The organism is Pseudomonas syringae pv. tomato str. DC3000 (assembly GCF_000007805.1).
GTDB lineage: Bacteria > Pseudomonadota > Gammaproteobacteria > Pseudomonadales > Pseudomonadaceae > Aquipseudomonas > Aquipseudomonas avellanae.
Genome location: NC_004578.1, coordinates 768,078 through 788,523 on the forward strand (window position 1 = coordinate 768,078; position 20,446 = coordinate 788,523).

Genomic DNA, 20,446 nt, shown 5'->3' on the forward strand with positions numbered 1-20,446 from the left:
CAACGCCGGGTCGGTATTCATGGGGTTTTGATGGCGCTGCTGGTCAGCGCCTTCATCTCGGGTTGTCAGTCGCCAAGCGCCTCATTGCAACAATTGGCGGACGAGCACCACCGGCAGATGCAGATCCTGCCGGGACAGCCTTTTCCGCTGATCGCGCTATTGCCGCCAGAGACCTTCAGGGCCGCTCGCCTGCGGGTATATCTGGAAGGCGACGGTCACGGCTGGGCCACGGCAACCCAGCCCAGTCTTGATCCAAGCCCACGGAAACTGCTCGTACCGAGCCTGGCAATCAACGATCCGACGCCCAATGCTTACCTGGCGCGACCCTGCCAGTTCATCAAGGTCGCAGCGTGTAACCCTGCACTCTGGACCCATCGACGCTTCTCTCTTGAAGTCGTCTCCTGCATCAGCCAGGCGCTGGACCAATTGAAGCACCGCTACGGTAACCGTGAGTTTGAGTTAATCGGCTATTCCGGTGGCGCTACCCTGGCACTGTTGCTCGCTGCGCAGCGGGATGACGTGACTGGTGTTCAGACCCTCGCGGGCAACCTAGACCCGACACAATGGACAAAAACAAAAAGCCTTTCGCCGCTCAGCGGGTCACTGGACCCACTGGATTACACCCAGCGCTTGGCGCTTATACCTCAGCGTCACTTTTCAGGAGCAGGTGACGAAATGATACCCACTGAATTAGCGGAGCGTTATAACCGGCTACTGGGCAACACAGCTTGCAGCCAGCTGATTATCGTTGCGGGTGCGACCCATGAAACTGGATGGGAAGAGGCGTGGAAGGTGTGGAGAGGGCTTGAGTTTGCAGGGTGTAAATGAGTCCTTTCGTCAAAAAAGTCATTCATGTTTTGCCCAAGCGATCATTCAACATATCCAGTAGAGATTGAGGGCTCATCGACGCCTGCTTGGCATAACAGGAAACCAGCAACTCCAACGGGTGAATACCGATTCTGGTTGCAAGCTGATCGAGTTTTTCAAGCGTAGGGCTCTTCAACCCTCGTTCTATCTCGGACAGATAAGTCCGGCCACTGACACCGACAAAATCTTCCTGCGTAAGACCTTTTGCTTCGCGCGCTTCCTTTAGCGCCGCTCCGATTGCTTTGCTCAGATCCATTGCGCCAATGCAGTGAAGATCAATCATGATGGAGTCATAGCCTCCAGCTTGCTGAGCAACGCGTACGGATCAGTCCCGATCCCCCGACAGAAATCCATGAACTCAATCACATCGAGCCTGCGTTCGGCGTTCTCTGTTTTTGATACAAAAGACTGCGGTCGGCCGAGCCGGGCTGCCAATTCTTTTTGCGTTATGCCAGCCGCACTGCGCGCTTCCAGCAAAAGATCAAGCAGCGCTTGGTAGCGAGCGTTATGGATGGTTTTCACGTAGGCGCGCCGTCTGAATATTCCGGCTACCTAAATAAACCTGATTTGGGATTATCCCAAAATGGGTTTTTCATTTAAAATGCTTTCTCAAGGATGCACGCACGCGCTCAAGGAGGCCAAATGAAAACCAGAAAGTCGCAGTTGCTCAGTCGTAGACATCGTTATTTGGGGTTGCCGCATACGCGAAGTCGATGCAAGCAGTGTGTCGCATGCTCTACGGCACCTGATTATCCAACCAAACTCCAGATCGTCAGCGCGATGTACGCCTACCTCATGATCAGTTGGGAAGAGCTGCCCGACCAGAACAAGCGAGCGCTGGGCTTTGATTCTGTCGTGGGCGGCGAAGAGGAAGAGGCTGCGCTGAATCGTCTGGCGGGGCTTTTCATGGAATATGCGGATGTTTCGCTGCGCCGAGCGCTGGATGCGCGGAGGCGGCGGTTGGGGGGGGAAGTGATTGAGTGTCTGACGTGCGGCTTTTCCGAAGCTTTGGTTCCATGTTATGACCATGTTGACCTGTGACTGCATGGGCAAGCGTGGCGGCACGCGAGTCATCTACTACAACGCGCTTTCAGAAGGCTATATCTGGCTATTGATTGCTTACACCAACGCGAAATTCGACAATCTGCCGATCGCGTTCCTGAGTCAATTGAAAGATGAGATCAGTCATGGACAATGAAATGGAACAGTTTCAGAAGGACTTGCTGGATTCAGTACGCCAAATGAAAAATGGCAAGGCCGCGCGCACTACAGAAGTGACGCTGTCGGCTGCTGAGGCCCGAGCTAAAGCCGGTGTTTCCCAGAATGCGTTTGCTCAACTCTTGGGTGTCAGCTTGCGTACTCTTCAGGATTGGGAACAGGGTCGTCGGCAGCCTAACGGCGCGGCACAGACATTGCTGCGGGTTGCCAGCCAGCATCCTGAGGCGCTTCGCGACCTGCAAGGCATTTAATGCGGGTAGTGTCGGTTGTTGTGGTACACGCCATCAGGGTCAATCATTAAGCCGCGATGGACATTAAAAAGCCGGCTTGTGGCCGGCTTCTCGTAGGCGATTCCTATCTATTTTTGATAAACCGCAATCGCCTTCAACAGATGCGCCCTCAACGAAGCGCGAATAGACAACAGGGCAAACGGATCATATGCCCCGTTCAAGCAACGCACCGCTCAACAGCGCCGTGTGCTCTGGATGGTGCGCAGGATACTAAACCTCACCACTTATGCCCAGCCCGGATACCTCCCGAACCCCGTCACAACAACAGCATCGCATTGCGCCGGCTGTTCAGTGTCGACCACCAGAATATCCATCCTAGAATCCGGATCTTTTCCCTGGCAATGTCCTCGCCGCTGAATACTTCGTCCGGGTATTCGGCGTCGTTGTGGCTGCGCAGGCGCAGGCCGCCGTTGGGGAGGCGGTAGAGGTAGCGCACGCGCAGGATGCCGCCGTGTTCGAGGGCGTAGATTTCGCCGTCGATGACTTGGGTCAGTTCTCGATCGACGCCGAGGATCGAGCCGTCCTGGATTTTGTCGGCCATGCTGTTGCCGACCATGGCGACGCACATGCAATTTTTCGGGTCGATGCCCATGGTTTGCAACACTTGCAGGGGCAGGCGGATTTTTTGTCCGGGGGCTTCGGACAGCACGGTTTTACCGACGCCGTGGGGGGATTCGACTTCCATGTAGATCTGAATTTCCACGTCGCCGCGCAGTACGTTTCTTGTTTGCTGGATGGCCATCCGTTTGTCGTCACCGGTGTTTTCATTGGCCGATTCATTGGGGTGTTTGGGCCCGTCGCCGCTGCGCAGCCAACGGGCGTTGACGGTTAATAGTTCAGCCACCTCGTCAATCCGCGCCATGGGTACGCCGCGTTTGAACCAGTTATTGACGTGTTGCGGCGTGATTTTGCGGTTGGCGGCAAAGTCAGTCGCGGTGAGGTGGCACTCTCGAAGGAGGATGCGGAGTCGATCGCCTGATGTATTCATGGCGCAAATTCTACGGGCGTCGCTTGGGCGTTTAAATGAACGAGGTGTTGAGATCGACGTTATCCCAAGAGAGTGGTGGCTATCTGGACTACGGATGGAATGAATAGCGTGTAGGCAGATTCCGTAATAACGCTTTTTCGACTAAACGACGTATCTGGCGTTTACCCAGGCTATACGGGCATTAACGGACTGTTTACGGGCAGGTGAAAAGCCGAGCGCGTTTTTAAACGTGCGGTCTGCAGAAAAATACGTATGAGGGTGTGTCGGGAGCAGATTTGACGCGCAGGGCGCAGCGCAGGAGAGGTAAAGCGTGTTTCCGGGCCCTGGCATCAGGTGCCCGGAAACGCGAAATCGATGATCAGCCTTTGAACGCTTCTACCGATTTCATGATCTCGGCACGGGCAGCGTCAGCGTTGCCCCAACCTTCGATCTTCACCCATTTGCCTTTCTCGAGATCCTTGTAGTTCTCGAAGAAGTGCTTGATCTGCTCAAGCAGCAGGGCTGGCAGGTCGGTGTACTCTTTCACGTCGACATACAGCTGGGACAGCTTGTCGTGGGGTACTGCGATGACTTTGGCATCGCCGCCGCCGTCGTCAGTCATGTGCAGAATGCCGACCGGGCGTGCGCGGATGACCGAGCCTGGGGTAACCGGGTAAGGGGTGACCACCAGCACGTCCAGCGGGTCGCCGTCGTCAGCCAGGGTGTTAGGGATGAAACCGTAGTTGGCCGGGTAGAACATCGGGGTGGCCATGAAACGGTCAACGAACAGGCAATCGGTGTCTTTGTCGATTTCGTACTTGATCGGCGCATGGTTGGCCGGGATTTCGATCGCGACGTAGATGTCGTTCGGCAGGTCTTTACCGGCCGGAATCTTGCTGTAGCTCATTGGGCATTGCCCCCCTGGTTGAACAGACAGATTGCGGCGCGAGCCGCCCTAAAGTGGTCCGGATTATAGGCATATTCTGTTTTGGTTGCTACGCATGGCCTCGGTAGCGGTCAGTGGTCCCGATAAGCCGGGTCCTGATGACGCAACGCATTTAGCCGCGCGAGGGTGTCCTGACGGTAGAACGCCTGAAGTTGTGCGTAGACCGCCGGGTAGCTTTCGTGCAGCAGGTCGGGTGCGCTGAAGAAGTACTCGCTGGTCACGGCGAAAAACTCGCCAGGGTCTTGTGCGGCATAGGGGTCGATGACGGTTTGTGCATCCGGGTCCTGATCCAGCTGCCGGTTGAGGTCGTCGAATGCGCTTTGCATGACGCTGGCCCAGTCGGTCACCCGCATGTCGCTGTGCAGCGGTGGCAGGCCGTTGGCGTCGCCGTTGAGCATGTCGAGCTTGTGCGCCAGTTCGTGGATGACCAGGTTGTAGCCGTCCCAGTCGCCGCTGCTCAGCACGCCCGGCCAGGCCAGAATCACCGGGCCTTGCAGCCATGCCTCGCCGCTGTGTTCGCCATCCCACTCATGTTCCACGCCACTTGCATCGCGATGGCGCTGCGGGCTGACGAAGTCGTCGGGGTACAGCACGATCTCGTGAAAGCCCTGATACCAGTTCAGTTCGCCCAGGCTGAGCAGCGGCAATTGCGCTTGCGCGGCGAGAAACAGCCTTTGTTCGTCGTCCAGCTCTACACCCGGCAGCGCGCTCAGGTGTTTGTCGTTCAGAAACAGCACGCAGGCGTCGCGCAGGTGTGCGTCCTGCTCGGTACTTAAGCCATCGAGGATCGGCAGACGCTTGCGCACCTGCTGCCACAGTTCTTCAGCAACCGGATGCCTGGCGAGGGTTCGTCGCCTGCGCCAATTGCGCAATGACCACATGGTTTAGCGTGCATCTACCGGCGGGGCGCTGCGGCTGCGCACCACGCCAATGACCATCGGCACCAGCGAAATCAGGATGATGGCGAGCACCAGCAGGGTCAGGTTTTGCTTGATGAACGGCACGTTGCCGAAGAAGAAGCCCAGCGCGACCAGACTGCCGACCCACAGCACCGAGCCCAGCACGCTGAACCCCACGAAGCGCGGATAGGACATTCGGCCGACACCGGCCACGAACGGCGCGAATGTGCGGATGATCGGCAGAAAGCGCGCCAGCGTGACGGTCTTGCCGCCGTGGCGCTGGTAGAAATCCTGGGTGCGCAGCAGGTAGTCGCGGCGGAAGATGCGCGAGTTGGGGTTGCTGAACAGTTTTTCCCCGGCGGTACGACCGATGACGTAGTTGGTGCTGTCACCGAGAATTGCCGCCAGCATCAGCAGCCCGGCCAGCAATACCGGGTCCATACCGCCACCGGCAGCCACGGCCCCGGCGATGAACAACAGCGAATCGCCCGGCAGGAAAGGCATGATCACCAGCCCGGTCTCGCAGAAAATCACCAGAAACAGGATCGCGTAGACCCATGTGCCGTAGTTGGTCACCAGCAGGTCGAGATAGACGTCGAGATGCAGGATAAGGTCGAGCGGGTTGAATTCCATTGAAGCACCTGAGGCGAGAACCCTGTCCGGGGTCGCATGCGGAAGAAACGACTTTTCGGTATGCGCGGCATTATAGAAGCAGAATGCGCAGAAGGGGTTTTTGGAATAAGCGGCGGGCTTGACCGAGTGACGACCGGGGCGCCTTATCGTAGCCGAACGCGGCGCTGCTGCCGCGCTCGATCAGGCGGGTGATCAGTCTGAGCTGATCGGCAGCACGTAGTTTTTGAACTGCGTGTCTTCTTTGAAACCAATAGACTCGTAGACCTTCTGCGCCACATCGTTGTTGCTGCTGGTGGACACACGCAGGCGGACTGCATGGGTTTGCTTGGCCATTTTCTTCGCTTGTTTCATCAGATGATCGGCGACCAGTTGGCGGCGAGCGTCTTCAGCAACGTAGATGTCGTTGAGAATCCATACACGCTTGAGCGACAGCGACGAGTAGCTTGGATAGAGCTGGCAAAAACCCAGCAACCTGCTTTCGTCATCATTGGCCAGCGCCAGGTAGATCACCGATTCGTCACGACGCAGGCGTTTTTCGAGAAAGTCCCGTGAAGAGTCCGGGAACGGTGCTTGGCCGTAGAACTCGCGGTATTTGATGAACATCGGGCAGAGTATGTCCAGGTGTTCGAGAGTCGCTTTGATGATCCGCATGGTTGGCCTCAACTTCCCTATGGGCTAATGCAGTGTGCCGGGAGGATTACGCGATCCTGCCCGGCAGCTTTAGAAAGCACAATCTAATGTGGGACTGCGGGGCCGTCGAGCAGGAAATTGCCGATTTTCCTGTCTGAATTTTCGGCAGAGTCATCGGACTCCAGGGTATTCAATTGTGCTTCGTCCTTGAGGCTGACCCCGGAAATCTGCCGTTTGCAGGCTTCGCGCATCAGGTACAGCAGGCGATGGGCGGCCATTGCGTAACTCAGGCCCTCCAGCCGCACGTTGGATATGCAGTTGCGATGTGCGTCGTTCAGTCCGACTTTTGGCGCGTAGGTGAAATACAGGCCCAGGCTGTCAGGGGAGCTCAGGCCAGGCCGTTCGCCGATCAGGATCACCACCATTTTCGCGCCGAGCAGCTCGCCGATTTCGTCCGCCACCGCCACACGGCCTTGCTCGACCATCAGCACTGGCGACAGGGTCCAGCCCTCGGCGCTGGCCTGTTCTTCCAGGCGGGTGAGGAAAGGCACGGCGTGGCGATGGACGGCGAGTGCCGACAGCCCGTCAGCCACCACCACGGCCAGGTCCAGCCCGCCCGGATGAGCTGCGGCGTAATCGCGCAATGTCTGTGCAGACTCGTCATTCAGGCGACGGCCCAGGTCCGGGCGTTGCAGGTAACTGTCGCGGTCGGCAGCAGCGCTGTGCAGCAGTATGGTTTCCCGGCCTTTTTCGGCCAGTTGCGCGCTGATCGCTGCATGATCGAACGCCAGGTGCACAGCATCACGCGCCTGGGCATGCGCTGCTTGAAAGTCGAGCTGCGCGCAGGTTGGCAGGCTTGTGCCGGTGCGCCCCAGCGCGATGCGAGCGGGCGTCAGGCGGCGCAGTTCCAGCCACGGATTGGCGGGCGCGGCGTTGTCTTGTACTTCGTTCATCGGCTGATCACTCATGCGAGGTGCGCCAGTGCCTGACGAAAGGCAGGCGGCAGGCTGTCACCGAAGCGAACGCGGCCGTCTGTCTGAGTGAAGATGCCCATTTTCTCCAGCCAGGCTTCGTATTCCGGTGCCGGACGCAGGCCCAGGCTCTGGCGGGCGTATAGCGCGTCGTGGAACGAGGTGGTCTGGTAGTTGAGCATGATGTCGTCGGAGCCGGGGATGCCCATGATGAAATTGATGCCGGCGACGCCCAGCAGTGTCAGCAGGGTGTCCATGTCGTCCTGATCGGCTTCGGCGTGGTTGGTGTAACAGATGTCGCAGCCCATCGGCACGCCCAGCAACTTGCCGCAGAAATGATCCTCCAGGCCGGCGCGAATGATCTGCTTGCCGTTGTACAGGTACTCCGGGCCGATGAAACCGACCACGGTATTGACCAGAAACGGGTTGAAATGCCGGGCGACGGCGTAGGCGCGGGTTTCGCAGGTCTGTTGGTCGACGCCGTGATGGGCGTTGGCCGAGAGCGCGCTGCCCTGACCGGTCTCGAAATACATCAGGTTTTGCCCGAGGGTACCGCGGTTCAGGCTCAGCCCTGCTTCATAGCCTTCCTGCAGCAGCTTGAGGTTGATGCCGAAGCTGGCGTTGGCGGCTTCCGTACCGGTGATCGACTGGAAGACCAGATCGACCGGCACGCCACGGTTGATCACCTCGATGGAGGTGGTGACGTGGGTCAGCACGCAGGACTGGGTCGGGATGTCATAGCGCTGGATGATGGCGTCGAGCATCTCCAGCAGCGCGACGATGCTTGAGGTGCTGTCGGTAGCCGGGTTGATGCCGATCATGGCATCGCCGTTGCCGTACAGCAGGCCGTCCAGCACGCTGGCGGCAATCCCGGATGGGTCGTCAGTCGGGTGATTAGGTTGCAAACGGGTAGACAGCCGGCCACGCAGGCCCATGGTGTTGCGAAAGCGGGTGACGACGCGGATCTTCTGCGCCACCAGGATCAGATCCTGCACGCGCATGATTTTTGAAACGGCAGCCGCCATCTCGGGCGTCAGGCCCGGCGCCAGCGCGCGCAGGCTGGTTTCGTCGGCCTGATCGCTGAGCAACCAGTCACGAAAACCGCCGACGGTCAGGTGGCTGACCGGCGCGAAGGTCAGTTTGTCGTGGGTGTCGATGATCAGGCGGGTGACTTCGTCCTGTTCGTAAGGGATCAGAGCTTCTTCAAGAAAATGCTTAAGGGGAATATTGGCCAGCGCCATTTGCGCGGCAACCCGCTCGGCATCATTTTGCGCCGCGACTTCGGCCAGATAATCACCGGAACGCGCGGGGCTGGCCTTGGCCATGACTTCTTTGAGGCTGTCGAAGCGGTACGTCTGCGCACCGACAGAATGGGAAAAGCTCGCCATACAGGTTCTCCATGACGTCGCGCTGTTCGCGTTGGACGTAGTCTTTCGGTTGAACCGGTGACGTCCCGGTTCAAACGACTGTGGGAAGCGATGCAAGCAATTAATACTCCATCCCGGCCGGGAGTGCGAGTTTGCAGGCGTAAGCGGATTAGTCAGGGGCAGGATGCATCACGCCGCAGCGTTAAGCCGGGGCGTGATGCACAGGGTTGGTGCGTGGTGTGATTGATCGCGCAGAGCGTCCAGTGCGGCGTTACCACGCTGGAGCGTGGTAACGATAATCGGGCAATCAACCGGCCTAGAAAAAACCCAGCGGGTTAGTGTCGTAGCTCACCAGCAGGTTTTTGGTCTGTTGGTAGTGCTCAAGGGCAATTTTGTGGGTTTCGCGGCCGACGCCGGATTTCTTGTAGCCACCGAATGCGGCGTGTGCCGGGTACAGGTGGTAGCAGTTGGTCCAGACGCGCCCGGCCTTGATTGCCCGGCCTACGCGGTAGGCGCGGTTGATGTCGCGAGTCCACAGGCCTGCGCCCAGGCCGAACTCGGTGTCATTGGCAATCGCCACGGCTTGCGCTTCGTCCTTGAAGGTCGTGACGCTGACCACCGGGCCGAAGATTTCTTCCTGGAAGACGCGCATCTTGTTGTTGCCTTTGAGCAGCGTCGGCTGGATGTAATAGCCCGTCGAAAGATCGCCTTCCAGCTTCTCGACCTTGCCGCCTGTCAGCAGCTCGGCGCCTTCGCCCTTGGCGATTTCCAGGTACGAGAGAATCTTGTCGAATTGTTGCTCGGAGGCCTGAGCGCCGACCATGGTGTCAGTGTCCAGAGGGTCACCACGCTTGATTTTTTCGACCTTGCGCAGCACTGCCTCCATGAACTGTGGATAGATCGACTCCTGCACCAGCGCGCGCGACGGGCAGGTACAGACTTCGCCCTGATTAAAAAACGCCAGCACCAGGCCTTCGGCAGCTTTGTCGATGAATTCCGGCTCGGCGCTCATGATGTCTTCAAAGAAGATGTTCGGCGACTTGCCGCCCAGCTCAACGGTGGATGGAATGATGTTGTCTGCCGCCAGCTTCATGATGTGCGAGCCCACCGGCGTCGAGCCGGTAAAGGCAATCTTGGCAATGCGCTTGCTGCTGGCCAGCGCTTCGCCGGCTTCGCGGCCATAACCCTGGACGATGTTCAGCACGCCCGCAGGCAACAGGTCGCCGATCAGTTCGATCAGCACGCTGATGCCCAGTGGGGTCTGCTCGGCAGGTTTGAGTACGATGCAGTTACCGGCAGCCAGTGCGGGGGCGAGTTTCCAGGCGGCCATCAGGATCGGGAAGTTCCACGGGATGATCTGCCCGACCACGCCCAGCGGCTCGTGAATGTGATACGCCACGGTGTTGCCGTCGATCTCGGCGGCGCTGCCTTCCTGGGCGCGCAGCACGCCAGCGAAGTAGCGGAAGTGGTCAGCGGCCAGCGGGATGTCAGCGTTGAGGGTTTCGCGAATCGCCTTGCCGTTGTCCCAGGTCTCGGTGATGGCCAGGACTTCCAGATTGGCTTCGATACGATCGGCGATTTTCAGCAGCACCAGCGAGCGCGCCTGCACCGAGGTCGAGCCCCAGGCTGCGGCGGCTGCGTGGGCAGCGTCGAGTGCCTTGTCGATGTCTTCGGCGGTGGAGCGCGGGAATTCGGCGATGGGCTTGCCGTTGACGGGCGAGGTGTTGGTGAAATACTGACCTTTGACCGGAGCGACGAACTCGCCGCCAATGTAGTTACCGTAGCGTTCCTTGAAGTTGACGATAGCGCCTTCGGTACCGGGATGAGCGTAACGCATGGTATGTCTCCTGGTTCTTGTTGTGAGGGAGTCTGTGTCGATTCTGCAGTCGGGTAGTGGGCAGCAAGCATTCAAGATTAGGCTATTTGCAACCGGCCGTGATCAGGACTTTAGGCTTATCTGCCGCGCATTGAAATGCCCCGTGCACGCAATGCAGCGTACAAACTCAGGGTGCCATTTCACCGCCCCTACGTTAACCTGCGTGGATGTTCTGAGAGGTTGGTCATGCACATTCATATCCTTGGTATCTGCGGCACGTTCATGGGTTCGCTGGCGGTACTCGCCAAAGAGTTGGGGCATCGGGTCACCGGCTCCGACGCCAACGTCTACCCGCCGATGAGTACCCAGCTCCAGGCCCAGGGTATCGAGCTGACTCAGGGTTACGACCCTGTGCAGCTGGTTCCGGCGCCGGATCTGGTGGTGGTCGGCAACGCACTGTCGCGTGGCAATCCGTCGGTTGAATATGTCCTGAATAAAGGTTTGCCATATGTGTCTGGCCCGCAATGGCTGGCAGACCACGTGTTGCAGGGTCGCTGGGTACTGGCGGTAGCCGGCACGCACGGCAAGACCACCACCAGCAGCATGCTGGCCTGGGTGTTGGAGCACGCGGGCATGAGCCCTGGCTTTCTGATCGGCGGTATCCCGCAGAATTTCGCGGTGTCGGCGCGCCTGGGGGAAACCCCGTTCTTTGTGGTGGAAGCCGACGAATACGACAGTGCCTTCTTCGACAAGCGCTCCAAGTTCGTTCATTACCGCCCGCGTACTGCGATCCTCAACAACCTTGAGTTCGATCACGCCGACATTTTCCCCGATCTGCCCGCCATCGAGCGCCAGTTTCACCATCTGGTGCGCACCATTCCGAGCGAAGGCCTGGTGATTCATCCGACCACCGAGCCTGCGCTGTCACGCGTCATCAAGATGGGCTGCTGGACACCGGTGCAAACCACAGGCGAGGGCGGTCAGTGGCAGGCACGGTTGTTGAGTGAAGACGGTTCGCGTTTTGAAGTGCTGTTCGAGGGCGAGCTGCAGGGCGCGGTCGAATGGGACATGACTGGCCTGCACAACGTCGCCAATGCGCTGGCGACCCTCGCTGCAGCCCGTCACGTCGGTGTTGTTCCGCTGCTGGGCGTGCAGGCATTGAGCGCGTTCAAAAGCGTCAAGCGCCGTATGGAAAAGGTCGCCGACGTGCACGGCATCACTATTTATGACGACTTCGCTCATCACCCGACCGCGATTGCCACCACGCTGGATGGCCTGCGCAAAAAGGTTGGTGATGCACCGATCATTGCCGTGATCGAGCCGCGTTCCAACTCCATGAAGCTGGGCGCGCACCGCGACGGTCTGCCGGAAAGTGTGCAGCAGGCTGATCAGGTGGTCTGGTACGCGCCACCCAATCTGGGTTGGGACCTGGCTGCAACAGTCGCCGGAGGCACTGTGCCTGCGTTGGTCTGTGATTCCCTTGAGGCAATCATCGCCCAGGTCAAAAGCCAGGCGCAGCCCGGTACGCACATTGTCATCATGAGTAACGGCGGTTTTGGCGGCCTGCATGGCAAGCTCGCGGAGGCGTTGCAATGAGCGGCCCGGAGCGCGTCACAGTTGCGATGACCGGTGCGTCAGGTGCGCAATATGGCCTGCGTTTGCTGGATTGTCTGGTGCGTGAGGACCGTGAAGTGCACTTCCTTATCTCCAAGGCTGCGCAACTGGTGATGGCCACCGAGACCGACGTGCGCCTGCCGCCCAAGGCGATGATGATGCAGGCCTTCCTGACCGAATACACCGGCGCGTCGGCCGGGCAGATTCGCGTCTACGGCCGCGACGACTGGATGTCGCCGGTGGCCTCGGGCTCTGGTGCGCCCAGTGCGATGGTGGTGGTGCCGTGTTCCACCGGTTCGTTGTCGGCGATTGCGACTGGTGCCTGTAACAATCTGATCGAGCGCGCCGCCGACGTCACCTTGAAAGAGCGTCGGCAGTTGATCCTGGTGCCCCGCGAGGCACCGTATTCCAGCATTCATCTGGAGCACATGCTCAAGCTGTCGAACATGGGCGCGGTGATTCTGCCAGCGTCTCCCGGCTTTTATCACCAGCCGCAGACCATTGACGACCTCGTGGACTTTATCGTCGCGCGGATCCTCAACCTGCTGAACATCCCTCAGGACATGCTGCCGCGTTGGGGTGAGCATCATGTGGGCGGCGATGAATAAGCTGATATTGATATCAGTTGCGCTGGCACTGACCGGTTGCGCCACTGCACGCACGCTCGATGCCGCCAAGCCTGGCGCGCCCGTGGTGTATGCCGGCACACGGCTGAACCTGTATGCATTACAGGGCGGTTGCTGCGCCGCGGACCGGTTCGGTGCAGAAGCACCAGGCTATCCGGGCCTGGACCTGCCAGGCAGCGCGCTGCTCGACACCTTGCTTTTGCCGCTGTCGTTGCTGACGGCGGCTGGGGTGGGCGTTCGGGCGACAGGCGGGCTTTAGGGGATTGATCGTCATAAGACGACTATCGTGGCAACGCTCTATTTCCCCAGCTTACGCAGCTCATCCGACTCGACAATCCGCACACCATTCTGCTCTTCCAGCGCCAGGCGCCACATGGCGCGGGCGAGTTGGCAGGCTTCGATTGCGCCGTATTTGCCGGGGAGCAGCTTGGCAATAGGCGCGGCCAGTTGTTCGACCCAGCGGGTTTCTGTACGGCTGCCCACCAGCAGTGACGGGCGGGCGATGGTCAGTTGCGGCCAGTCTTGCGCGCGCAGGGCCTGTTCCATCTCGCCTTTGATGCGGTTGTAGAACGTGCTCGATTTCGGGTCAGCACCAATTGCACTGATCACCAGCAAATGACGCGCACCCAGCTCAAGGGCGCGAGTGGCGAACGCCAGCACCAGGTCCAGATCGACCGCCTTGAAAGCATCCTGCGAGCCGGCCTGTTTGATGGTGGTGCCAAGGCAGCAGAAGGCGATGTCCACACGGCCACCCAGCAAGGGCAGCAAGGTGGTCAGTTCGCCGACCGGGTTTTCCAGGTGAGGGTGTTCCGCCAGTGGCCTGCGCGTCGGTGCCAATACTCGGCTGACAGTCGGCTCGTTAAGCAGGCGATCAAGCAAATGCTCACCGGTAAGGCCGGTGGCCCCGGCGAGCAGAATATGTTGCGGCGTCAAATACATTACCGTTCTCCCTTGGTACTGATAAGCCTAGCGGCTAGTCGAGGTCTTCGCTTCCGTGCGGTTCAACGCCGTATTCAAAGCGCGTTCGGCCTGGCTTTTGCGCAATTGCTGCCAGCGCGCCAGAACTCCTTTTGGTGCCCATATCTGCGGCTCGGAGGCTTCGAAATTGTCTTCGGTCTCACGTTGGGCGACATAGGCTTTTGCTTCATTGAATGCTTGTTGCAGGTCATCGGTTTCGACCAATGCCTTGGCAAATAGTGCATCGCCAAAATAAGTGAAGTCGGCTTCTTCCGAGCAACCGAAGGACACCCGGTCGGCGCGGGAGGCGGTCATGACCAGGGTGCGCTCGTCCTTGAGGTCCGGAATGAAGCCGCCGGAATAACAGGCCGAAATGACCACGACCTTATCGCGATTTTTCAGCGGGGCGAGGGCGGCAGCCAGCGCGTCAGCAGGCAGATCAGCCAGCGACAGGCGCGGTTGGTCGAGTACCAGTTCATGGTCCTGGGTGCCGTGGCTGGTCAGGTAAATGAACACCAGGTCTTCCGGGCCGGTGCGCTGTGCAAGGGTCTGCACTGCGCGGGTGATGGTTTCGCGGGTGGCCATCGGCCGGTCATCCATGTGATCGCGATGATTGACCAGGCCGACCTGGCCAATGGCGCCAAAACGCGATTTCAGCAAATTGCTGACGTAGTCCGCTTCGCGCATGAACACGCTCTGCTTGCCGTCGCCGGCCACCACCAGCGTGTACAGTTCGGTAGCCGGTGTCGATGCAGGCACGGCGGCGAGCGCCTTGTCCAGCAAAGTGCCCTGCGCAAGCAACCCGGCTTCAAGCACGTCGGGCAGCAATTTGCCCTTGGCGTCACGTACCCGCTGACCATTGGCCCAGATGCCGCGCTGTTCCTTGCCATCCGGGGCGGTCAGTACGCCGTTGCCCTGATAGGTGTCATCGGCGAACTGGCCGACGTAACGACTGCCATCAGCCAGTTGCAACTGACCCTGGCCCATGAAGCGCCAGTTATCGAAGTCGCCCTGATAGCGGCTGCCGTCCGAGCCGATCAGCTCGCCTTTGCCGGTCAGTGCGCCTTCCTTGAACTCACCGCTCCAGACGTCGCCGTCGCTGTTTTCGTAGCGGCCCTGGCCGTCCAGCTGGCTGTTGCGGAAATTGCCGACATATTGGTCGCCTTCCGCGCTGGTGAAGCTGCCGGTGCCCTGCAACTGGCCGTCGACGAAGTTACCGCTGTATTGATTGCCGCTGGCATCACTGCGCGAGCCTTCACCATTGGCCTTACCTTTGGCGAACATGCCCTGGTGCTGGCTGCCGTCTTCCAGTTCCAGACGTCCGGGGCCGTCGTACTGGTCTGCCTTGAACTGGCCACGGTAAAGCACGCCCTTGTCTTTTTGCGTCCCTTCGCCGTCACGCAGACCGAGTTTGAAATTGCCGACATAACTCGCGCCATTGCGCGTGGTCAGTCGACCCTGGCCTTGATACAGGCCCTGCTCGAAGCTGCCTTTATAGACGTCGCCATTGCTGGCGTGCCATTCCCCCTGACCTTGCCACAGCCCGTTTACAAACTGGCCGGCGTACCACCTGCCGTTGGGGTAGTCGATCCGCCCCTCGCCTTGCAACAGTCCGTTGACCACGTCGCCACGGTAGCGTCCGCCATCGGGCAGGCGGCCGTCTGGCGGCAAAAGTGATTCGCCATCACCGCAGCCTGCGATCAAGAGTGTCAAAGCCAATGGAGCAAGCGCGCGCATGTGAGATCCCGGAAGAGTGATTCAGTGGCGAGCCCGGCTCTGCTTGAGCAGATGTTATGGGTCACGACTGCAGGGGAGTATGCCGCAGCGAGTAAGCGGGATGAAACAGTCTGTTACGACTGTTTCATGTTTTAAACGTGTTACACGAAACACAAGGTCAGGGGTTCGGCCACAAAAGCGGGTTTTGCCTGGCCTTCGATCTCAAGCGTGGCGGTTGCCTTGAGCAACCACTGGCCCGGTTTCTTCTCGGTTACTTCCGTCAACTCGACCTTGAGGCGCACGCGCGAGTTGACCACCACCGGCTGCACGAAACGCACGCTGTCCATGCCATAGTTCACCGCCATCTTCAGCCCTTCGGGCAGCACCATGATGCCTTCCATGAGCTTGGGGATCAGCGATAACGACAGAAAACCGTGGGCGATGGTCGCGCCAAACGGGGTTTGCGCCGCTTTGACCGGGTCGATGTGAATGAATTGATGATCACCCGTGGCTTCGGCGAACAGGTTGATGCGTTCCTGGTCAATTAACAGCCAGTCGGAACATCCCGGTTCCTTGCCAATGTAGTCCTTGAGCTCTGTAACAGGTACAAAAGGCATGTCGCGCTCCTTGTCAGGTCTGGTTTTGCAGCATTGGCCGCAGCGGCTTTCCCCGCCAGGCGAACCTCAAGATCAGCAGACGGTTGCCGGTTGGTCAAGCGACTGCATGGATGCGAATACCCACGCATAGTCTCTGGCGCGGCGTGTTTATAATGGCGCGGTGAATTCGCCGGATTCGTTTATTTGCTGGAGTCCTCATGTTGTTACGGGGTTTGACATGGCTGGTGCTGTTCCAATTGTTGGGCACGGCGCTCAACCATCTGTTTCTATCGATATTGCCGGGGCCGATCATTGGCCTGGTGCTGCTGATGGCTTACCTGATGCTGCGCGGTGAAGTCAGCGAGCCAATCAGCGTGGCCGCCAGCAGCCTGTTGCGCTATCTGCCACTGTTACTGGTGCCGCCCGCCGTCGGCGTGATGGTGTATGCGTCGGCCATTGCCCAGGACTTCTGGGCGATCTTTGGCACCCTGACCCTGTCGCTGATGATTTCCCTGACCTTCGTCGGCTGGCTGATGCAGAAGCTCGTCAGGCGTCAGGCTCGCCGCCAGGAGTTGTCATGACTCTGGACTGGCACGGCGCATGGATGTCGGTGATTCATCACCCGCTTTTCGGCATCGCGGTCACGCTCGGTGCCTATCAGATGGCGATGGCCGCTTACGAAAAAACCCGCTGGCTGTTTCTCCAGCCGGTACTGGTTTCAATGGTGGTGGTGATCGGCGTGGTACTGGTCTGCGACCTGGAATACACCGAGTACCGCAAAAGCACCGAGATTCTCAGCACACTGCTGGGGCCGGCGACGGTTGCGCTGGCCGTGCCGCTTTATCTGAATATGCGGCGCATTCGGCAGTTGTTCTGGCCTGTATTGACTACGCTGGTGATCGGCGGAGTATTTGCCACCGGGCTGTGCGTGGGCCTCGGGGTGCTGTTTGGGGCCGATCACATGATTTTGATGACGATGGCACCGAAGTCGGTGACATCACCCATCGCCATGCTGGTCGCCGAGCAGATTGGCGGAGTGGCGGCGCTGGCGGCGGTTTTTGTATTGATTACAGGTGTATTCGGTGCCATTTTCGGCCCGGGCCTGCTGTCGCTGGCCGGTGTGGACAATCCTGCGGCGCGGGGCATGGCCCTGGGCCTGACCGCCCATGCGGTGGGAACGTCCGTGGCGTTGCAAGAAGGTGAGGAATCGGGGGCTTTTGCTGCGTTGGCAATGAGTCTGATGGGCGTTGCAACGGCACTGTTTCTGCCGCTGGCAATGTCGCTGGCCATTTAAAGGAGGCTTTTCTATGACGTTGCCTTTGTTTCCACTGAACGCTGTGCTGTTTCCGGGTTGTGTGCTTGATCTGCAACTGTTTGAAGCCCGGTATCTGGACATGATTGGCCGCTGCATGAAGCAGGGCGAAGGGTTTGGCGTGGTGTGCATCACCCAGGGCAGTGAGGTCGGCATCGTGCCGGACGGCTACTCGCGAATCGGCTGTGAAGCGCTGGTCGAGGATTTTCAGCAGCAGGACAACGGTTTGCTGGGCATTCGTGTTGTGGGTGGGCGCCGCTTCCGCGTTATTGCAACCGAGGTCCAGCGCGATCAACTGCTGGTGGCCGAGGTTGAATGGCTGCAAGAGCCTGAGGAACGGCCGTTACAGGAAGAAGACGCCGACCTCGTTGCGCTGCTGGAAGCCCTGGCCGAACACCCGATGGTCGCCTCCTTGAACATGGGCGTGTCCGCCGAGGGGCAGTATTCGCTGTCCAACCAGTTGGCCTATTTGCTGCCATTTACCGAGAAAGACAAAGTCGAACTGCTGGAAATCGACGACCCTGAAGAACGCCTCGACGCGATTCAGGAATTGCTCGATGGTATGCAGGGCGATATGCAGGCTTGAGCACGGGATTCTGCTTTACGCCATTCATTGTGCACGACTGAACATCTGTGACGCGGAGCGTCACTCAATGCATGCCACCGCGGAGCACTGGCACGATAGTCAGTGCTGCCACATCACGGCCAGGCTCAATCAGCGCGGCGGGTACTGCTCCAGGATTTTCGCAACGGTGCTGCGCATGGCCTGGTCGCGTTCAGCGGGGTTGCCGGCATTGTCGTTGAGGATGCGCTCGGTGCTGCCGCGCCAGACCAGTTTGCCGTCCTTGCCGTCAAACAGGTCGATCTGCAGGGTGCTGACCTTGTAGTCAACACTGCGGGTTTCAGTATTCATCGGCCCGCTCCAGTAACCATAGCCGCCCCACGGGCTCCATCCGCCGCCGTAGTTGGTGCTAACCGTCTGCTGGCGATTTTCGACGATCAGCCAGGCCTGCACGTTCAAGTCCGCACGCGCACCGCCCGCGGCCATGCGCAAGCCGCGCTGGTCCAGTTGTTCGCCGATCGACTGGCGAATGCGTTGCTCGGTCAGGTCACTCCTGAGCCGTGGATCATCCGGCTGGTACTGCACGCCGGGCTCTTTCCAGCTCCAGCTTCGATAGCCGGCGAAATCGCGCTTGGCATCGAAATCGCGGTTGATCGAGTTGCTCTGGCAGGCGGCCAGCAGCAGGGCACAGGACAGCAGGGCGATACGGCGGAACATGGCAGTTCTCCGAAGGAGTTACAGACGAGCTAAGAAGGAGGATAAGCGCTCAGCGCCTGTTGCACGGCCTGACGCAATGCGCTGCTGCGGTCTGCCAGATTGTTGCTGGCGCGTGCATCGGCACTGGCGCTCCAGACCGGCTGGCCGGTGCGCGCATCAATCAGGTTGATCTGCACCACCATCACGTTTTCCTGATAAGTGCGCACCACCGGTACGCTGGCGTAGCCGCCGTAACCGGGTCGATAGCCATCGTAACGGCCATAGCCCGAGCCGCCTCCATAATACGGATCGTAATCCTCACGCACCTGGCGCAGCCGGGTTTCCTGCCGGGTAGTGGCGCTTACGTAAAGGTCGGCAGGCTGATTACTACGAGCCGGGCGCAAGCCGCGCTGATCCAGACCATTGCTCAACGCTTCGACCACTTGCGCCGAGTCCACCCAGGCTGTACCCGGCGGCAGTTGGCCGTTGAGCCAGCCCCAGGTCCGGTACTTGCCATAGTCGCGTGGCGGCGCAGGATAAGCGCTCAAGTCCAGCGTTTTGGCTGCCTGCGGCGGCGCAGGCGGCATGGGCAGCGAGCTGGCCACGTAAGGGTTATCGCTCTGGCAGGCGCTCAGCCCGATAACGCTCAGGCCGAGCAACAGGACAAACGAGGCAGCACGGTAGGTCATGTGGATCTCCGCAATGATGTCAGACCGGACGGCACATCCAGTGCAGGTATCGACCCAGCCCGGCAAACGCCGGATGACGTCGATGCGCCAGCTCCATTTCCAGCAGTTCCGTCAGCTCGGCCCGGGCCTGGAATTCAAGCGGCATGTAATCGTGAAACACCCGCACGCCGCTACGGGTTTCGACTTGCCACAGCCCTTCAAGTTGCGTCGCGAGTTCCCGAGGGTCGAGCGGTTGCTGGGGCGTCAGGCTCTGCTTTTCTCCGGCCATGTCGTTTTTACGCATCTTGCGGAAATGGCCCTTGAGCAAGTTGCGATAAATCAGCGCATCGCGGTTGTAAAACGCCAGCGACAGCCAGCCATCGTCCTGGGTGAGCCTGCGCAGCACCGGAAGAATCGAGTACGGCTCGGCCAGCCATTCCAGCACGGCGTGGCACAGCACCACATCGTAAGTGTCGCTCAGTAAGTCGGGCAGCGTCTGCCACGGGGCCTGAATGAAGGTTGCCGTCTGTCCGGCGTCGGCAAAACGCTGACGTGCGCCTTCAAGCATGGGCTCGGCGGGCTCGGCCAGCGTCACCTCATGACCTTGCTCGGCCAGCCACAGCGACATATGCCCCAACCCCGCGCCGATATCCAGCACACGCAACGGCCGCTTGGGCAGCGTCTCGGTCAGATCGGCCTGCAACACGGCCAGACGAATGGCCCCTTTGGCCCCGCCGTAGATCTTTTCCGCAAAGCGCGTCGCCAACTGGTCGAAATGGCGATCACTCACTTGGCAAATCTCCGCTCGCTGTCTGCCAGCTTGTTGCGCACGACCGTTTCCATGTCCAGCCCCAGTTCGCTGCACAGCAGCAACAGGTAGAGGATGATATCGCCGACTTCCTGCCCGGCATGCTCAAGCTGATCGGCAGGCAGCTCGCGTGACTGGTCTTCGCGCAGCCACTGGAATATCTCCACCAGCTCGGCCATTTCCACGCTGGCAGCCATGGCCAGGTTTTTCGGGCTGTGAAATTGCTTCCAGTCGTTCTGGTCGCGGATGCGGTGCAGGCGTTGGGTCAACTCGTCGAGGTTCATCGT

At 59.6% G+C, this 20,446-nt stretch carries 27 protein-coding genes and 1 pseudogene; 11 read left to right on the forward strand and 17 right to left on the reverse strand.

Annotated features, from left to right (window positions below; all coding sequences use genetic code 11):
• The first annotated feature begins 30 nt into the window (after positions 1-30).
• The gene (locus tag PSPTO_RS03775; RefSeq protein WP_011103250.1) at positions 31-828 is read left to right on the forward strand and encodes a hypothetical protein; all 798 of its coding nucleotides are present in this window, start codon (positions 31-33) and stop codon (positions 826-828) included.
• Between the two features lie 22 nt (positions 829-850).
• Here the strand turns inward: PSPTO_RS03775 and PSPTO_RS03780 are convergent, their stop codons facing one another.
• Positions 851-1,123 carry a helix-turn-helix domain-containing protein gene (locus PSPTO_RS03780; RefSeq protein ID WP_007245505.1) on the reverse strand — a complete coding sequence of 91 codons (273 nt, stop codon included), beginning with the start codon at positions 1,121-1,123 and terminating at the stop codon, positions 851-853.
• A 23-nt stretch (positions 1,124-1,146) separates the two neighbouring features.
• Positions 1,147-1,389, reverse strand: coding sequence for a helix-turn-helix domain-containing protein (locus tag PSPTO_RS03785; RefSeq protein WP_011103251.1), 243 nt, complete (start codon positions 1,387-1,389; stop codon positions 1,147-1,149).
• A gap of 120 nt (positions 1,390-1,509) precedes the next feature.
• On the opposite strand from PSPTO_RS03785, the gene PSPTO_RS03790 reads away from it, so the two are divergent.
• Genes PSPTO_RS03790 through PSPTO_RS03795 form a run of 3 tightly spaced genes read left to right on the forward strand, consistent with a single transcriptional unit; the run spans position 1,510 to position 2,336 of the window.
• A complete protein-coding gene (locus PSPTO_RS03790) occupies positions 1,510-1,908 on the forward strand; it encodes a hypothetical protein (RefSeq protein WP_011103252.1) in 399 nt (132 codons plus the stop codon).
• The gene (locus PSPTO_RS29840) at positions 1,889-2,065 is read left to right on the forward strand and encodes a hypothetical protein (protein WP_010201210.1); all 177 of its coding nucleotides are present in this window, start codon (positions 1,889-1,891) and stop codon (positions 2,063-2,065) included. The genes PSPTO_RS03790 and PSPTO_RS29840 overlap by 20 nt, the downstream gene beginning before the upstream one ends.
• Positions 2,055-2,336: a helix-turn-helix domain-containing protein gene (locus tag PSPTO_RS03795; RefSeq protein ID WP_010201208.1), complete on the forward strand. Its 282-nt coding sequence runs from the start codon at positions 2,055-2,057 to the stop codon at positions 2,334-2,336. The genes PSPTO_RS29840 and PSPTO_RS03795 overlap by 11 nt, the downstream gene beginning before the upstream one ends.
• 295 nt (positions 2,337-2,631) lie before the next feature.
• Here PSPTO_RS03795 and PSPTO_RS03800 read toward each other — a convergent pair whose 3' ends face one another.
• The 8 genes from PSPTO_RS03800 to PSPTO_RS03835 all read right to left on the reverse strand — a co-directional run bounded on the left by PSPTO_RS03800 (position 2,632) and on the right by PSPTO_RS03835 (position 10,625).
• Positions 2,632-3,363: a LexA family transcriptional regulator gene (locus PSPTO_RS03800; protein ID WP_005770134.1), complete on the reverse strand. Its 732-nt coding sequence runs from the start codon at positions 3,361-3,363 to the stop codon at positions 2,632-2,634.
• A gap of 358 nt (positions 3,364-3,721) precedes the next feature.
• Positions 3,722-4,249: an inorganic diphosphatase gene (ppa, locus tag PSPTO_RS03805; protein ID WP_005614429.1), complete on the reverse strand. Its 528-nt coding sequence runs from the start codon at positions 4,247-4,249 to the stop codon at positions 3,722-3,724.
• A 110-nt stretch (positions 4,250-4,359) separates the two neighbouring features.
• A complete protein-coding gene (locus PSPTO_RS03810; RefSeq protein WP_011103253.1) occupies positions 4,360-5,169 on the reverse strand; it encodes a zinc-dependent peptidase in 810 nt (269 codons plus the stop codon).
• A gap of 3 nt (positions 5,170-5,172) precedes the next feature.
• A complete protein-coding gene (locus PSPTO_RS03815; RefSeq protein WP_005770132.1) occupies positions 5,173-5,820 on the reverse strand; it encodes a DedA family protein in 648 nt (215 codons plus the stop codon).
• Between the two features lie 192 nt (positions 5,821-6,012).
• Entirely contained in the window at positions 6,013-6,471 is a 459-nt protein-coding gene (locus tag PSPTO_RS03820; protein WP_024667238.1) for a GNAT family N-acetyltransferase, read from the reverse strand.
• 83 nt (positions 6,472-6,554) lie between these two features.
• Complete coding sequence (gene eutC, locus PSPTO_RS03825) at positions 6,555-7,418, reverse strand: ethanolamine ammonia-lyase subunit EutC (RefSeq protein ID WP_005770129.1); 864 nt, start codon at positions 7,416-7,418, stop codon at positions 6,555-6,557.
• Positions 7,415-8,809, reverse strand: a complete 1,395-nt coding sequence (locus PSPTO_RS03830; protein ID WP_011103255.1) for an ethanolamine ammonia-lyase subunit EutB — start codon at positions 8,807-8,809, stop codon at positions 7,415-7,417. Before PSPTO_RS03830 ends, eutC begins: the two co-directional genes overlap by 4 nt.
• A gap of 295 nt (positions 8,810-9,104) precedes the next feature.
• Positions 9,105-10,625 (reverse strand): acetaldehyde dehydrogenase ExaC, encoded by a 1,521-nt coding sequence (locus PSPTO_RS03835; RefSeq protein WP_011103256.1) that lies wholly within the window; start codon positions 10,623-10,625, stop codon positions 9,105-9,107.
• Here PSPTO_RS03835 and PSPTO_RS30625 point away from each other — a divergent pair.
• The 4 genes and pseudogenes from PSPTO_RS30625 (at position 10,624) to PSPTO_RS03850 (ending at position 13,103) form a co-directional block, all read left to right on the forward strand.
• Positions 10,624-10,822: pseudogene (locus PSPTO_RS30625) on the forward strand (hypothetical protein). The gene PSPTO_RS03835 and the pseudogene PSPTO_RS30625 overlap by 2 nt on opposite strands.
• Positions 10,823-10,850: 28 nt before the next feature.
• Positions 10,851-12,200: a UDP-N-acetylmuramate:L-alanyl-gamma-D-glutamyl-meso-diaminopimelate ligase gene (gene mpl / locus PSPTO_RS03840; protein ID WP_005770120.1), complete on the forward strand. Its 1,350-nt coding sequence runs from the start codon at positions 10,851-10,853 to the stop codon at positions 12,198-12,200.
• Complete coding sequence (ubiX, locus tag PSPTO_RS03845; protein WP_003379089.1) at positions 12,197-12,826, forward strand: flavin prenyltransferase UbiX; 630 nt, start codon at positions 12,197-12,199, stop codon at positions 12,824-12,826. The genes mpl and ubiX overlap by 4 nt, the downstream gene beginning before the upstream one ends.
• Complete coding sequence (locus tag PSPTO_RS03850) at positions 12,819-13,103, forward strand: YceK/YidQ family lipoprotein (protein WP_005770118.1); 285 nt, start codon at positions 12,819-12,821, stop codon at positions 13,101-13,103. The genes ubiX and PSPTO_RS03850 overlap by 8 nt, the downstream gene beginning before the upstream one ends.
• A 38-nt stretch (positions 13,104-13,141) precedes the next feature.
• Here PSPTO_RS03850 and PSPTO_RS03855 read toward each other — a convergent pair whose 3' ends face one another.
• The 3 genes from PSPTO_RS03855 to PSPTO_RS03865 form a co-directional block, all read right to left on the reverse strand.
• Positions 13,142-13,783, reverse strand: coding sequence for an oxidoreductase (locus PSPTO_RS03855; RefSeq protein WP_005770116.1), 642 nt, complete (start codon positions 13,781-13,783; stop codon positions 13,142-13,144).
• Between the two features lie 27 nt (positions 13,784-13,810).
• Positions 13,811-15,538, reverse strand: a complete 1,728-nt coding sequence (locus PSPTO_RS03860) for a C13 family peptidase (RefSeq protein ID WP_005770114.1) — start codon at positions 15,536-15,538, stop codon at positions 13,811-13,813.
• 140 nt (positions 15,539-15,678) lie between these two features.
• Positions 15,679-16,134, reverse strand: a complete 456-nt coding sequence (locus tag PSPTO_RS03865; RefSeq protein ID WP_005770111.1) for a MaoC family dehydratase — start codon at positions 16,132-16,134, stop codon at positions 15,679-15,681.
• Between the two features lie 197 nt (positions 16,135-16,331).
• Between PSPTO_RS03865 and PSPTO_RS03870 the strand changes: the two genes are divergently transcribed.
• The 3 genes from PSPTO_RS03870 to PSPTO_RS03880 are packed head-to-tail and all read left to right on the forward strand — an operon-like array spanning position 16,332 to position 18,011.
• On the forward strand, positions 16,332-16,694 hold the full coding sequence (locus PSPTO_RS03870; RefSeq protein WP_005770109.1) for a CidA/LrgA family protein: 363 nt from the start codon (positions 16,332-16,334) through the stop codon (positions 16,692-16,694).
• Positions 16,691-17,407 carry an LrgB family protein gene (locus PSPTO_RS03875; protein WP_005770108.1) on the forward strand — a complete coding sequence of 239 codons (717 nt, stop codon included), beginning with the start codon at positions 16,691-16,693 and terminating at the stop codon, positions 17,405-17,407. Before PSPTO_RS03870 ends, PSPTO_RS03875 begins: the two co-directional genes overlap by 4 nt.
• A gap of 13 nt (positions 17,408-17,420) precedes the next feature.
• Positions 17,421-18,011 (forward strand): LON peptidase substrate-binding domain-containing protein, encoded by a 591-nt coding sequence (locus PSPTO_RS03880; RefSeq protein WP_011103257.1) that lies wholly within the window; start codon positions 17,421-17,423, stop codon positions 18,009-18,011.
• 129 nt (positions 18,012-18,140) lie between these two features.
• Here PSPTO_RS03880 and PSPTO_RS03885 read toward each other — a convergent pair whose 3' ends face one another.
• Genes PSPTO_RS03885 through PSPTO_RS03900 form a run of 4 tightly spaced genes read right to left on the reverse strand, consistent with a single transcriptional unit; the run spans position 18,141 to position 20,443 of the window.
• Positions 18,141-18,704: a DUF4136 domain-containing protein gene (locus PSPTO_RS03885; RefSeq protein WP_011103258.1), complete on the reverse strand. Its 564-nt coding sequence runs from the start codon at positions 18,702-18,704 to the stop codon at positions 18,141-18,143.
• Between the two features lie 29 nt (positions 18,705-18,733).
• Positions 18,734-19,372: a DUF4136 domain-containing protein gene (locus PSPTO_RS03890; RefSeq protein ID WP_011103259.1), complete on the reverse strand. Its 639-nt coding sequence runs from the start codon at positions 19,370-19,372 to the stop codon at positions 18,734-18,736.
• A gap of 19 nt (positions 19,373-19,391) precedes the next feature.
• Entirely contained in the window at positions 19,392-20,141 is a 750-nt protein-coding gene (locus PSPTO_RS03895; protein WP_046463383.1) for a methyltransferase domain-containing protein, read from the reverse strand.
• Positions 20,138-20,443, reverse strand: a complete 306-nt coding sequence (locus PSPTO_RS03900) for a MazG-like family protein (RefSeq protein WP_005770099.1) — start codon at positions 20,441-20,443, stop codon at positions 20,138-20,140. Before PSPTO_RS03900 ends, PSPTO_RS03895 begins: the two co-directional genes overlap by 4 nt.
• Positions 20,444-20,446: the final 3 nt, after the last annotated feature.